Consider the following 12,036-nt stretch of genomic DNA (forward strand, 5'->3'; position numbering starts at 1 on the left):
GATTGGCCGGCCCCTCTCTGGAGGCCGGCCAATGACCTATCAACCCGTGAATTTGACATTCGCAAGGCGCCGGGGCCTAGCACAGGCGGCAACGGCCCCACGATGCGCAGCAACCCGCGCATGATACGCCGCATCCCACCACGGCACAGCCGACGGCACACCCCGCACATCGGCAACCAACGCCACATCGGCAACCACGGCAAGCCCGACAGCCTCTGCAGCCGCGGCAACCGCCGCATCCGCGCCATGCCAGCTGCACGCGGCTGCCGGCGTTTTCCTTGTCGAAGAGATGGAAGGTGGCCAGGCTGACGTCAGCCATTTCCTCTTCATCGAGCGTGATTGCTTGATCGACTCCCAGGTGGGGCAATTGCTGCAGGTCGGATGTCGGCACCGCCGACGCCGATGCGCCTCCCGCCAGCGAGAACGTCAACCCTGCGGCTCCGAACGCCGGCACGGCGACTTTGGTTACTCGCTTCTTCCCTTTAGAAGTCTTCTTCGCCTGCCGCATGGTCGAACCTCCGAGCATTGCAAGAAGCGTCCCAGCCGCGGTAAGCCTACGCCCAGGAAGTCACGCGAGCAACAATTTCGCGCACAAAAGCGCGGTGCCGCACGGTCAGGATGTATTCATCTTCCTGAACGGCATCGGCACGGCCGGGTGATACAACGCATCAACGATCCACGCTGTTGGTGCGCGCAGCTTGGTGCAGTGCCGCAAGCGTATCGAATCTTGAACGGAGAGATCGCCGTGGCAGATCGATCAGGGCGTTTCGCTTGGTATGAGCTCCTGACCACGGATGTCGCGGCGGCGGGCGCTTTTTACCGTAAGGCCGTCGGCTGGGGCGTGAAGGATGAATCGACCCCTGAACTGCCTTATACGGTGCTTCGTAGCGGCGGCGCTCCGCTGGGCGGACTTATGGAGATCCCGGAAGAGGGGCGCAGATTGGGGGCGACGCCGCGGTGGATGGGATACGTCGCCGTCGACGACCTCGACGCGACCGCCGTGCAGATCAGACGTCTTGGAGGTACGATCCTTGTGCCTCCGACCGACACCAATATTGGCCGCATAGCAGTCGTTGCCGATCCGCAGGAGGCGACTTTCGGGCTGATCAAAGAACCGCCATATGGCCGACGGAAACCGGGCCGGCTGGATGAGCCTGGGCGCGTAGGCTGGCATGAGTTACTGGCCGCCGACCGGACCCTGATCTTCGATTTCTACAGCGAACTATTCGGTTGGCAGAAGGCCGAGGCTCAAAGCGAACCAGCGGCCTGGTATCAACTGTTTTCGGCGGGTGGGCAGACGGTCGGCGGAATGCTCACGAAACTTCCGAGCGTGACGCAGCCGAGTTGGCTGCATTACTTCAATGTCGACGACATCGGTGCTGCCACGAAACATGTGAATGCCGGCGGTGGCCGGATCCTCCAGGGTCCGATTGAATTGCCCGATGGCTGCTGGATCGCGCGATGTGTCGATCCCCAGGGGGCCCTGTTTGCATTGCAGGGCGCCCGAGGTCAGACAGGCATTGAGCCATCCTCGGCCTCGGAAATCGGCTGGTCCGCCAAGTGGGGTGGCATTGCCTCCCAGGGGAGAATTGTGCTGCCCAAGCCGAAGCCCTAGCTACAGCGTCTGCCCGGAGCTGACGCGACCTTGCAATAGCCCGCGCCGGGAGCAGGGGAGCCCTGTCCGGGCCAAGTTCCCGTTGCGCCGGCCCGGCCCGTGCGCTATCCGGCCGGAAAGGCCTGAGGCGGCTCCACATTTTCCCCGCCCGGCCGGTCAAACCCCGAGGACGGAAACCGCCATGCCAGCCTATCGCTCCCGCACCACCACCCACGGCCGCAACATGGCGGGCGCCCGCGGCCTCTGGCGCGCGACCGGCATGAAGGACAGCGATTTCGGCAAGCCGATCATCGCCGTCGTCAACTCCTTCACCCAGTTCGTGCCCGGCCACGTCCATCTGAAGGACCTCGGCCAGCTCGTCGCCCGCGAGATCGAGCAGGCCGGCGGCGTCGCCAAGGAGTTCAACACCATCGCGGTCGACGACGGCATCGCCATGGGCCATGACGGCATGCTCTACAGCCTGCCGTCGCGCGAGTTGATCGCCGACAGCGTCGAGTACATGGCCAACGCCCATTGCGCCGACGGCCTCGTCTGCATCTCCAACTGCGACAAGATCACGCCCGGCATGCTGATGGCCGCGCTGCGGCTCAACATCCCCGCCGTGTTCGTCTCGGGCGGGCCGATGGAAGCCGGCAAGGTCAAGCTGCAGGGCAAGACCAAGGCCGTCGACCTCATCGACGCGATGGTCGCTGCGGCCGACTCGAAGGTCAGCGACGAGGACGTCAAGGTGATCGAGCGCTCGGCGTGCCCGACCTGCGGCTCCTGCTCGGGCATGTTCACCGCCAATTCCATGAACTGCCTCACCGAAGCGCTGGGTCTCGCGCTCCCTGGCAACGGCTCGGTGGTCGCAACCCATGCCGACCGCAAGCGCCTGTTCGTCGAGGCCGGCCACACCATCGTCGACCTCGTCCGCCGCTATTACGAGCAGGACGATGCTTCGGTGCTGCCGCGCAACATCGCGAACTTCAAGGCGTTCGAGAACGCGATGACGCTCGACATCGCCATGGGCGGCTCGACCAACACCGTGCTGCATCTGCTCGCCGCGGCCCATGAAGGGCAGGTGGAGTTCACCATGCGCGACATCGACCGCCTGTCGCGCCGCGTGCCCGTGCTCTGCAAGGTCGCGCCGTCCGTCGCCGACGTGCATGTCGAGGACGTGCATCGCGCCGGCGGCATCATGGGCATTCTGGGCGAGCTCGACCGCGCCGGCCTGATCGATACCTCGGTCTCGACCGTGCATGCACCGACCATGAACGAGGCCCTGGAGCGCTGGGACATCAAGCGCTCCAAGAGCGAGGCGGTGCGCACCTTCTATCGCGCCTCGCCCGGCGGCATCCCGACCCAGGTCGCCTTCAGCCAGGAGCGCCGCTACGACGAGCTCGATGCCGATCGCGAGAAGGGCGTCGTGCGCAACATCGAGCACGCCTTCAGCAAGGACGGTGGTCTCGCCGTGCTCTACGGCAACCTCGCGCAGGACGGCTGCATCGTGAAGACCGCCGGCGTCGACGCCTCGATCCTGAAATTCTCCGGTCCCGCGCGCGTATTCGAAAGCCAGGACGCCGCGGTCGAAGGCATTCTGGGCGGCAAGGTCGTGGCCGGCGAGGTCGTGGTCATCATCTATGAAGGCCCGCGCGGCGGCCCCGGCATGCAGGAGATGCTGTATCCGACCAGCTACCTGAAATCGATGGGCCTCGGCAAAGCCTGCGCGCTGGTCACCGACGGACGCTTCTCCGGTGGCTCGTCCGGCCTGTCGATCGGCCATCTGTCGCCGGAAGCCGCCGAAGGCGGCAACATCGGTCTGGTGCGTACCGGCGACATCATCGCCATCGACATCCCGAACCGCAGCATCACGCTGGAGGTCTCCGACGAGGAGCTTGCGAGCCGCCGCGCAGCGGAAGAGGCGAAGGGTGATTCCGCCTGGCAGGCGGTGGGCCGCAAGCGCAACGTCTCGACCGCGCTGCAGGCCTACGCTGCACTTACCACCAGCGCCGCGCGCGGCGCGGTGCGCGAGGTGAAGCGTCGCTCGAACTGAGCGCCTCTTGCACGGACGTGACCGCGAACGCCGCGGTCGCACATGGTCAACGAGTTCTGAACGGCCGGCGAAAGCCGGCCGTTCGCATTAAGGATGCCTCCACGAACTTCAGCAAGTTCGGATTTTGCGGCGTATACTGCGATCGACCTTTCGCAAATCCATTTCGGGCAACTGGGGCACCACGCATAATGTCTCGTACTCTTGCTGTCGTTTTCTCGACTGCCGTCGCCGCGATTTCGATGACGGGCGCAGCCTCTGCCGGCTGCTACAATTGCTACACGCCGCCGCCCTGCACGACCTGCTATCAGCAGCAATATGCGCCGCCGCAGTATCGCACCGTCGATGAAACCGTCATGGTCTCGCCGGGCTCCGTCGTCGCGCATCGCACGCCGGCGCAGTACCGCACCGTGATGGTGCCGCAGACCGTGATGGTCGCCCCGCCGGGCGTCCAGTACGAGCGCATCCCGCCGCAATATGCCACGCGCCAGCGCGTCGAAATGGTCTCGCCGGGTTATTCCTATTACGCCCCGGTGCAGATGGGCTGCGCCTCCTGCGGCTACTGACGCCCACACGACACGAACGAATTTGGCGCGGCGCTCCCTCGGGGCGCCGCGTTTTCTTTGGCCGCAAGCAAACGGGGCCCGGACCTGGAGCAGAAACTCCAGCCGGGCCCCGCAACCGGCAACGCCCTGGGCGGTGTCGACGGTGCCACCAAGCCTAGGGGAACAGGCTGACACGCGCCTGACGAAGCGATTTCCTTGAGAATGAGGGCGGCCGCCGCGTCGCACAAAGTTTCGCCTGCAGGTTGACATTTGATATTTCGGGAACTTTCGGCAATTGGTACATTGCCGTGTCATCGCCTGTAGGTCCGTGGGTATGGGGAGCTGTCGTTGAACCGGGAATTAAAGGAGTTCCGTAGGCTCGAACGCGCTTGCAGAGAGCATGCGGCCATTGCTTCCTTCGACCTTGAGCGTGAGGGTCTTCTCAAGGTGGCCGAGTATTATCGGAAAGCGATCGAAGCCCTCCAAAGCGAGCCCACAGCGGACGGCCACCACCCGTAATTCTCCCCGACAGCCATCTGATGCCGAACATGCAGGGAGAAGCCGCCGCGGCGGTTGACGGCGCCCTGCGCGCCGCCATAAACAAGCGAGCCGACTCGGGTAGCAAAACGTAGCAGAGGCGACGAAACGTTCTCTGCGACGCGACGAAAAGCTCAGCAATTTCAAGTCTCGGAAGGGTGGCCGAGTGGTTTAAGGCACCGGTCTTGAAAACCGGCGTGCCCGCAAGGGTACCGTGGGTTCGAATCCCACCCCTTCCGCCAAGACATAAACGAAATCAACAGCTTAGGTCGATCGGCGCCAGCCAGCGCGCAAACGAGAGTACAATCATCGGAGGCAGGCCTCAGCGAGGCGAGAATTCATACCTCTCCAATCGCTCGATGGCTGCCTGGCGTTCGTGCTGGCCAAGCCAGATCAGCGCCAAAAGCAGCGTGCCGCAAAGCGCCGCGAGCCCAAAAACCAGACGCCTCATCGCCTGTGAATTCGAGTGCGTGGGCAAGGTTCCTGACGAGTCCGGTCCCGGCATCCGGCAGCGCGCCACGTTGTGCACTGCGTGGGCTGACGCGATGTCCGTCACGTGCAACTGGCGAACTTGATCCTACTTCTTGACCGGCTCGGAAATGGGCTTGCCTTTCTCGACGACGAAAACGTTGAATGTCTTCGCAGGGGAGGCCGCTTTGTTGTTGGCCTCGTGAACGACACCGGGCTCGTTGTGATAGGACTGGCCCGCCGCGTAGGTCTTGGGCTCCGCGCCTTCTTTCCGGCCGACCACTTCGCCTTCGAGGACGGTCGTGTATTCGTCACCAGGATGCGTGTGAAGCCCCGTTCCGGAGCCGGGAGGCCACTCGACAATGAGCGCAACGACCTCCTTGTCAGGCTGGCCGGTCAGGGGCTCCTTTTGCACCGGCGTGATCTTCAGCTTAGGGGCGTCTTGCGAGAGAAGGGGCGTCGGCGCGCAAAGGCCGGCGATCAGCACGAGCGACAGCAGCAACTCGGATCGTCTCATTGGCTTTCCCCTATAAGTCACTGTTGATGAAATCACTGCAGATCATGACGACGCGCGATGACGTCATGGGTCATGGCGGCTGTCCTTAAAGAAGGAAGCGTAGAGCGCAGTCCTTGCCGGTGCAAGCATTCCGGGAAAAAGCGGAAAGTTTCGACCGCGAATCATGTAAGCTCCACGGTGCGGCCGTTGTCCATTTGGAAGCCCCTATCGGCCGCAAATCTGGGAATGCGCGGCCTTGCTTTCTCTGCCCGGAGAGAGCAGGGCCGTTTTCATGATGGAGACCGCTTGGGGACCGCGCGAGACGCTAGTCCGGTTGCGACGTGGGTCGCCACTTCACAAAATCAAACTTGTCCTGCCGTTCGTGGACGATCGTCTTGCAATGGGCGCAGCAAAATCGACGAGTCTCATGATCGTTCGGGGCTGATCGGTCGTGAATTGCTGCGTCGCATTTCGAGCAAGCAGAGATAACTTGCGTCGTCAAAATTGCCGTCGCTTCTGCTGAGGCAGGGCAATTGGAAGTGGTACGACGGGCCGCCGGCGATATTGAGTGGAGAGCCGGCGGCCCACTTCAAGTATGAAGCGATGTTCCCGTTAGCGGGAATTTGTCTCGCTTCTATCGACGGTTCTTGTTTCTCTCGCAGAACAGAAGGCCCGCGACTTTTGACTTCGGCGCACTTGCTCCGCCTCCAGCTTCTGCAACGGTAAAGCTCGGGCTTACTCCGTTTGCGCCAAGCTGGAACGTGTTGCCGACCCCGGCAACTAAGGCTCCGGCAGCGGGCGTGTACTCCTGCCATCCTTTCGGACAGCTCGGCAGGTTGAAGGCCAGGACAGTATGCTCTGGCAGGTCCTGTGCCTGGGCCGGAAAGTTGAACGCGCTCAGAAAAACGATCGATAGTGCGGCAGCAATTCTCATGGCTTGCAATCCTCTCAGCTAAATGGTCACCGGCGCAGCATAGTTTGCGCAGTGTATTTCCGCGTGCCCAAACAGGAAGCTGTTGCACAAGATTGAGGCCCGCACGGCGGCTGCGCGATCGAGCTCGCGCGCAATCCCGCGCGCTCAGACCGCGCACCAAAGACGTTCGATTTGCTGAGTAGCTTCGCCACGCGCCGGTGATGATCACGCGTTTGACCAGGGGAGGACCCCGATCTGTGGCGGCCCGTCGCTCACCTCGTGCCGGCGGACGATATGGCCGGCGATCCGAATGAGGTCCCCGGAAGACCCGCCGGCCCGCACCGGCGGATCTTTCTCATCATGCGAAGCAGGCCACGATGGCGAGCACCACGTCGGCGCTGAGTTCGCCCGAATACATCCAGAGAGCAATTCCAGCACCGAGCGTCAGCGCAATCACCTTCAGAGCAATCATCTTCAGTCTCCCCTCAAATTCCGGGAAAAATTAGCAATGGTATGTTTCCGGGATGCTTCGAGCGGGGCGGTAAGTCGTTTCATTCACCGAACCGTTATCGGCGCTCGTCCCTGGCAGCGTCCCTGCGAGCCCCGGTTTGACGGAGCCGGCTCCGGCGACGGATTTTCCGAAAGTCGCAGAATGCCACTGTTTTGCCCGACGGGTCAAACGGCCATTCGCGGATGAGGAAAAGTCGTTGCGGCAGCACGACTTGGCTACTGTGCATGGGGTTGTTTTTCGACATTTTGTTGGAGCGGCCTCGAGGCAGGGCGGAGGGCTCCGAATTTCGCTTCGGGCAGGCGGCCGGTCGGCGCGACAGATTCTGCCGGTAAGAGCCTGAATAAACGGGCATTTCGGCTGGCCGCAGCCCCACGCGGGATCCGGCAGGCGGAACTCATTCCTCACCTCCGCGTTGTCTCGCCATGACTGAAGACCTGTCCTATCGACGCAAACCCCTGACCCCCGAACAGCGCCAGGCGCGCGATGCGGCTCGCCGGATCGAGGCCGAAAAGGCCATGCGCGATCACGAAGCGGCGCAGAAGGCGTTTTACGCCAACAAGGAACGGCTGAAGGCCGAGCGGCTCGCACGTGAAGCTGCGGCCGCAAAGGGCTGACCGCGTCCGGTCGCAGCGCACCAATATCGGCAGGATCGATCGTCCGGCGGCCTAGTGCCGCTTGGACATCCCCTTCACGCTCAAGGCCAGCTTGAGCGCCTGGACGGCTTCCGCGAATGCCCCGCGGGGCGAGCGTGCCTCGATGGCTTCGGCCGCGATGCGGCAATCGTTGGCGACCTTGAGCAACCCGCTTCGCGTCAGGTCCATGGTGGAAAGGGCGGCCTGCTCCAGGCAGAGGCGTTCAAGCCGTCGAAACTCGCGCAGATCTCTGTTCATGCGTCAGCTCTCGATGTCCCCCGGCCATGCGGCGCTGAGTCTGCCTAACAAACGGTAAACATCTCCCCGTAGCCGATCTGGCTGGCACGGAGCTGGCGGCTACGGTGAACTCCCCAAGCCTGCCGCAAGCGGCAGGCTTGACGGCGTGTGCCTTCCGCCGGAAGCTTCAAATGATCCTCAAGTGACGCGAAATACGGAGACGTTCGCTTTCAGCTAATCCGATCCCGTTCAGTGACAACGCAATGGAGCTGACCATGACCACGTTCGACAAGCGCGAGCAGGGCTTCGAGGCCAAATTCGCCCACGACGAGGAACTCATGTTCAAGGTGACGGCCCGGTCCAACAAGCTGCTTGGAATCTGGGCCGCCAACCAGCTCGGCCTCAGCGGCGATGCCGCGGCAGGCTACGCGGCGGCGCTGGTGACGGAGCATCTGGAGAGCCGGACGATCGACGAGGTCCTGGACAAGGTGTCGGGCGATCTTGCCGGCAAGGGCGTGGCGCGTGAGCAGGTCGCCCAGAAGCTCCAGGAATGCCTGCACCAGGCCATGAAGCAACTCGAAGCAAAGGAGTGAGCGCCGCGCGGCGTGGTGCTCACAGCTCCATATGGATGATCTCGATGGGCTCGCCGCCGAGGCCGTGAGAGAACTGTCCTCGACCCGTGCTTCTGAAGCCGTAACGTCGGTAGAAGGCTTCGGCGTTGATCGTGGCTTCAAGGCGGATCGGCCCGCTATGGCCGCGCCGGGCCTGGGCCACGCCGATGTCGAGCAGGCGTTGCCCGACACCGGAGCCGGCCGCCGCCGGCAGCACGAACAATCGGGTGAGCTCGCCGGGCTCGGCATCGACGAAACCGACGATGATTTCGTTGCGAACGCAGACCGTCATTCGGCCCTTGGCGATGAGCTCTTCGTAGAACCGGGGCGTCCGTTCGCCCATCCAGTTCTCGATCTGGGCCGGTGAATAGCATCCCCGCGACAGACCCGCGATCGAGGCCTTGGTGATGTCGAACACGGTCTCCGCGTCATCAGGGCACGCCGGCCTGAAGGAGATGTCGTCAGCGGGCATGGGGACTCCGGATCCAGACGGGGTATCGCGAATTGAACGCCTCACTCGGCGTGTCTGCGCATTCCGGAATCGCTGAGCTTGTCGACATAGGCAATTCCGAGCGCCGAGACGATGAAGGTGATGTGGATCAGCACCTGCCACATCACGCCGGTCTCGGTGAAGCCGGCGCGGCTCGAGCCGAGATTGCCGGCCTCGATGAAGGTGCGCAGCAGCGCGATCGAGGAGATGCCGATGATGGCCATGGCGAGCTTGATCTTCAGCACGCTGGCATTGACGTGGCCGAGCCATTCCGGCTCGTCCGGGTGGCCCTGGAGGTCGAGCCGCGAGACGAACGTCTCGTAGCCGCCGACGATGACCATCACCAGCAGATTGGAGATCATCACGACGTCGATCAGCGCCAGCACGCTCATCATGATCTGTTGCTCGGTGAGATCGATCGCGTGCCAGGAGAGATGCCAGAGCTCCTTCAGGAACAGCACGATGTAGACGCATTGCGCCACGATCAGCCCGAGATAGAGCGGCAGTTGCAGCCAGCGCGAGCCGAAGATGATCATCGGCAGCACGCCAAGGCGCGGCGAGGGCAGGCGGGGTTCGGTCCTTGGCTCAGGCTCAACCGACATTCAGGCAGCATCCTCGCGAGCAGAGACGATCTCGCTTTTCTCTACCCCGACAAGATGGCCGGCGGAAGACGTGCGGTGCACCTGGCGGGGCTTCCGGCGATCGCGCGGTTTCGTGCTAGCCTGGGCGCGGCCGTCGTGCGACGGCCGGATCGGGAGGCGTGAGGTGCGGAGCGACTTTGGCGGCGGGCTTGGGAGAACCGCGCTTGTTGTGGCGATCATGCTCGGCGCCGGCGCCGGCGAGGTGTCGGCGACGCCGCTGACGCCGTTTCGCTACGAGGCGCAGGCGCAGCGCCATTGTCCGCATGACAAGGTGGTCTGGCTGGATTTCAGGAAGGGCGTCTACTACGCCAGGGGCCAGAAGCGCTACGGCCAGGGGTTTGACGGCAGCTTCGTCTGCCTCGGCGAAGCCCGCGAGAGTCGCTATCGCCGGTCACTGCTCGGCCTGCGCTGAGCGCGTGACTTCAGGGCACCGGTTATTTCTTGCCCGGCAGCTTCACCGGTACGTGCGGGGCGGTGCTGATGATGCGGGGGCTCCCGTCGGGATAGGTGCGGTCGCCGCGGATCAGCGATTCCAGAACCAGAAAAAATTTCTCGGCAAGCATTTGCGTCACCTTCGTTGGTGATGGCCTCTTGAAATAAGTCGAGGCGCCGAACGCAGAAATTCAATCAACTAAAAGGGAGCGGTGCAATCCGAAACGGACGGCACGCTGCATCGCGGTGTAGTTGTGGTTAGAGATGAGGAAAGGTGTGGTGGTGCTCAGCCGAAGGCCAGTGCCACCAGGCTCGAGCACAACAGCACCAAGCCGCCTGCGGTCAATGCCAGGAAGCCATCGGATACGAGGTCATGGTTACGCATGGGACACCTGCCGCTCTCGTCTTCGATGCTCGGTCGGATCGATCAAAAACTGTCCGAACGTGCCGCCTTGAAAGAGGTGATGCTTGCCGACCTCGCGAGTGCCTTCAGGCCCTCGTCCGGTAACCTTCGAACGCATGGGCCAGGAAGATCCCCGCGCTTACCAGACCCATCAGTGCCGAAACCGTCTCGATCATCGTTAAATTCCAAATCCCGCCCTTGCATGCGACAGAACGCGTGCGGCCTTGCACAGTCAAAAGAATTCCAGTGAGCGGCGTGACAATGGGGGTGGAGTGAGGATTTGGCGCAACAGAATGTCCAGGAGTGGCACAGAGCGGGGCGGCTGCGCTCCGTAGATCAACGGGGACAAACGAACGTGGCGTTTACCATCCCGGCGTGATCGCCGCGGGCTCCCCATTTCCGCCGTGTTCGGGTTGCGTTATCGTTACCACGTCCGATGCGGTGGTGGGCCGCTTCGGAGCAAAGGACCGGACAGCGCGCGCTCGTCACCCAAAGCGGGTTGGGTACGCCTCCGGCGGAATGGTATTTGGGGCGAATGGGGATCCGACGGTCAGATTCGGTTTTGCGGGCCGCGCGTGGGGTTGCGGCGGCCGCGACCTGCCTCGCGCTCGCCAATTGCGCGTCCTCCAGCAAATTCGCCAGCCGCGTCGATCCGAAATATGGCGTGTCCTCGAGCCCCCGGGTCGTGGCCTGGGGCGATCCAGTCCCGAAGGGCGGCGGCACCTATCGCGTCGGCAAGCCCTATGTGGTGGCCGGCAAGACCTACGTGCCGGAGGAGGACGTCAACTACCGCGCCGAGGGCATGGCGTCCTGGTACGGCGATGATTTCCACGGCCGCCTGACCGCCAACGGCGAAGTGTTCGACATGGGCTCGCTGACGGCGGCGCATCCGACCCTGCCGATGCCGTCCTATGCGCGGGTCACCAACGTGTCGAACGGCAAGTCGCTGATCGTCCGCGTCAATGACCGCGGGCCCTATCACGGCAACCGGCTCATCGACGTCTCGAACAAAGCCGCCGAACTGCTTGAATTCAAAGGTAATGGTGTCGCCAAGGTCCGCGTCGAATATGTCGGCCGGGCGCCGCTCGAAGGTTCCGACGACCGCCAGCTGATGGCCACCCTGCGTACCGGGATCCCGGCGCCGTCGCCCTCGATGGTCCGTGTCGCCTCGGCGAAGCCCTTCGTTCCCGAGCTACCGTCATCGACCCGCGGCGCCATTCGCGGCGAGGTTCCGATGCCGGAGGGGCGGCCCTACAATCTCGGCAATACCTCGGCCGACATGGCCTCGCTCAATGCGACCTCGGAAATGTCGGCCTCGAGCCGCAGCCGGGGCCGGGCGCTCCAGAACGCCCGCGCCGTGTCCTATGACGAGGACGGCCGCTACGCGAGCGAGAGCGCGCCGTCCGCCGGCTATGCCTCGGACGGCGCCGCCGAAGCCCGCAGCATCCTCAGCGGCCGCGGCCTCTACTAAGCAAG

General features: G+C 63.5%; 13 protein-coding genes and 1 tRNA gene. 8 read left to right on the plus strand and 6 right to left on the minus strand.

Annotation, left to right across the window (positions count from 1 at the left end):
• Positions 1-745 precede the first annotated feature (745 nt).
• The 4 genes from JQ603_RS03205 (at position 746) to JQ603_RS03220 (ending at position 4,968) form a co-directional block, all read left to right on the plus strand.
• Positions 746-1,615 (plus strand): VOC family protein, encoded by an 870-nt coding sequence (locus tag JQ603_RS03205; RefSeq protein ID WP_271582487.1) that lies wholly within the window; start codon positions 746-748, stop codon positions 1,613-1,615.
• A 181-nt stretch (positions 1,616-1,796) separates the two neighbouring features.
• Positions 1,797-3,647 (plus strand): dihydroxy-acid dehydratase, encoded by a 1,851-nt coding sequence (gene ilvD, locus JQ603_RS03210; protein WP_212336428.1) that lies wholly within the window; start codon positions 1,797-1,799, stop codon positions 3,645-3,647.
• Positions 3,648-3,886: 239 nt separating this feature from the next.
• Positions 3,887-4,210, plus strand: coding sequence for a hypothetical protein (locus tag JQ603_RS03215; protein WP_212336430.1), 324 nt, complete (start codon positions 3,887-3,889; stop codon positions 4,208-4,210).
• A gap of 668 nt (positions 4,211-4,878) precedes the next feature.
• Positions 4,879-4,968, plus strand: a tRNA-Ser gene (locus JQ603_RS03220).
• A 335-nt stretch (positions 4,969-5,303) separates the two neighbouring features.
• On the opposite strand, the gene JQ603_RS03225 is transcribed toward JQ603_RS03220, so the two are convergent.
• Complete coding sequence (locus JQ603_RS03225; RefSeq protein WP_212336432.1) at positions 5,304-5,711, minus strand: cupin domain-containing protein; 408 nt, start codon at positions 5,709-5,711, stop codon at positions 5,304-5,306.
• A gap of 613 nt (positions 5,712-6,324) precedes the next feature.
• Positions 6,325-6,624, minus strand: a complete 300-nt coding sequence (locus JQ603_RS03230) for a hypothetical protein (protein ID WP_212336434.1) — start codon at positions 6,622-6,624, stop codon at positions 6,325-6,327.
• A gap of 912 nt (positions 6,625-7,536) precedes the next feature.
• Between JQ603_RS03230 and JQ603_RS03235 the strand changes: the two genes are divergently transcribed.
• The gene (locus JQ603_RS03235; RefSeq protein WP_212336436.1) at positions 7,537-7,728 is read left to right on the plus strand and encodes a hypothetical protein; all 192 of its coding nucleotides are present in this window, start codon (positions 7,537-7,539) and stop codon (positions 7,726-7,728) included.
• A gap of 51 nt (positions 7,729-7,779) precedes the next feature.
• Here the strand turns inward: JQ603_RS03235 and JQ603_RS03240 are convergent, their stop codons facing one another.
• A complete protein-coding gene (locus JQ603_RS03240) occupies positions 7,780-8,004 on the minus strand; it encodes a hypothetical protein (RefSeq protein ID WP_212336438.1) in 225 nt (74 codons plus the stop codon).
• Between the two features lie 254 nt (positions 8,005-8,258).
• On the opposite strand from JQ603_RS03240, the gene JQ603_RS03245 reads away from it, so the two are divergent.
• Positions 8,259-8,576, plus strand: a complete 318-nt coding sequence (locus JQ603_RS03245; RefSeq protein WP_212336440.1) for a DUF1476 domain-containing protein — start codon at positions 8,259-8,261, stop codon at positions 8,574-8,576.
• Positions 8,577-8,595: 19 nt separating this feature from the next.
• Here JQ603_RS03245 and JQ603_RS03250 read toward each other — a convergent pair whose 3' ends face one another.
• Together JQ603_RS03250 and JQ603_RS03255 are read right to left on the minus strand one after the other, a co-directional pair.
• A complete protein-coding gene (locus JQ603_RS03250) occupies positions 8,596-9,066 on the minus strand; it encodes a GNAT family N-acetyltransferase (protein WP_212336442.1) in 471 nt (156 codons plus the stop codon).
• A gap of 41 nt (positions 9,067-9,107) precedes the next feature.
• Positions 9,108-9,686 carry a TIGR00645 family protein gene (locus JQ603_RS03255; protein ID WP_018641972.1) on the minus strand — a complete coding sequence of 193 codons (579 nt, stop codon included), beginning with the start codon at positions 9,684-9,686 and terminating at the stop codon, positions 9,108-9,110.
• 217 nt (positions 9,687-9,903) lie between these two features.
• Between JQ603_RS03255 and JQ603_RS03260 the strand changes: the two genes are divergently transcribed.
• Positions 9,904-10,137 carry a hypothetical protein gene (locus JQ603_RS03260; RefSeq protein WP_212338147.1) on the plus strand — a complete coding sequence of 78 codons (234 nt, stop codon included), beginning with the start codon at positions 9,904-9,906 and terminating at the stop codon, positions 10,135-10,137.
• Positions 10,138-10,159: 22 nt separating this feature from the next.
• Here the strand turns inward: JQ603_RS03260 and JQ603_RS38245 are convergent, their stop codons facing one another.
• Complete coding sequence (locus tag JQ603_RS38245) at positions 10,160-10,288, minus strand: hypothetical protein (protein ID WP_271582494.1); 129 nt, start codon at positions 10,286-10,288, stop codon at positions 10,160-10,162.
• A gap of 807 nt (positions 10,289-11,095) precedes the next feature.
• Here JQ603_RS38245 and JQ603_RS03265 point away from each other — a divergent pair.
• Positions 11,096-12,031: a septal ring lytic transglycosylase RlpA family protein gene (locus tag JQ603_RS03265; protein ID WP_212336444.1), complete on the plus strand. Its 936-nt coding sequence runs from the start codon at positions 11,096-11,098 to the stop codon at positions 12,029-12,031.
• Positions 12,032-12,036 lie beyond the last annotated feature (5 nt).

The sequence above is a fragment of the Bradyrhizobium liaoningense genome (genome assembly GCF_018130825.1).
Taxonomy (GTDB): Bacteria; Pseudomonadota; Alphaproteobacteria; order Rhizobiales; family Xanthobacteraceae; genus Bradyrhizobium; species Bradyrhizobium liaoningense_B.

What these genes read in the sequence shown, in the direction of transcription:
- JQ603_RS03265 (WP_212336444.1), top strand. Translation starts at nt 11,096, where the DNA reads ATGGGGATCCGACGGTCAGATTCGGTTTTGCGGGCCGCGCGTGGGGTT.
- JQ603_RS03260 (WP_212338147.1), top strand. Translation starts at nt 9,904, where the DNA reads ATGCTCGGCGCCGGCGCCGGCGAGGTGTCGGCGACGCCGCTGACGCCG.
- JQ603_RS38245 (WP_271582494.1), bottom strand. Translation starts at nt 10,288, where the DNA reads ATGCTTGCCGAGAAATTTTTTCTGGTTCTGGAATCGCTGATCCGCGGC.
- JQ603_RS03240 (WP_212336438.1), bottom strand. Translation starts at nt 8,004, where the DNA reads ATGAACAGAGATCTGCGCGAGTTTCGACGGCTTGAACGCCTCTGCCTG.
- JQ603_RS03245 (WP_212336440.1), top strand. Translation starts at nt 8,259, where the DNA reads ATGACCACGTTCGACAAGCGCGAGCAGGGCTTCGAGGCCAAATTCGCC.
- JQ603_RS03235 (WP_212336436.1), top strand. Translation starts at nt 7,537, where the DNA reads ATGACTGAAGACCTGTCCTATCGACGCAAACCCCTGACCCCCGAACAG.
- JQ603_RS03255 (WP_018641972.1), bottom strand. Translation starts at nt 9,686, where the DNA reads ATGTCGGTTGAGCCTGAGCCAAGGACCGAACCCCGCCTGCCCTCGCCG.
- JQ603_RS03230 (WP_212336434.1), bottom strand. Translation starts at nt 6,624, where the DNA reads ATGAGAATTGCTGCCGCACTATCGATCGTTTTTCTGAGCGCGTTCAAC.
- JQ603_RS03250 (WP_212336442.1), bottom strand. Translation starts at nt 9,066, where the DNA reads ATGCCCGCTGACGACATCTCCTTCAGGCCGGCGTGCCCTGATGACGCG.
- JQ603_RS03215 (WP_212336430.1), top strand. Translation starts at nt 3,887, where the DNA reads ATGACGGGCGCAGCCTCTGCCGGCTGCTACAATTGCTACACGCCGCCG.
- ilvD (WP_212336428.1), top strand. Translation starts at nt 1,797, where the DNA reads ATGCCAGCCTATCGCTCCCGCACCACCACCCACGGCCGCAACATGGCG.
- JQ603_RS03225 (WP_212336432.1), bottom strand. Translation starts at nt 5,711, where the DNA reads ATGAGACGATCCGAGTTGCTGCTGTCGCTCGTGCTGATCGCCGGCCTT.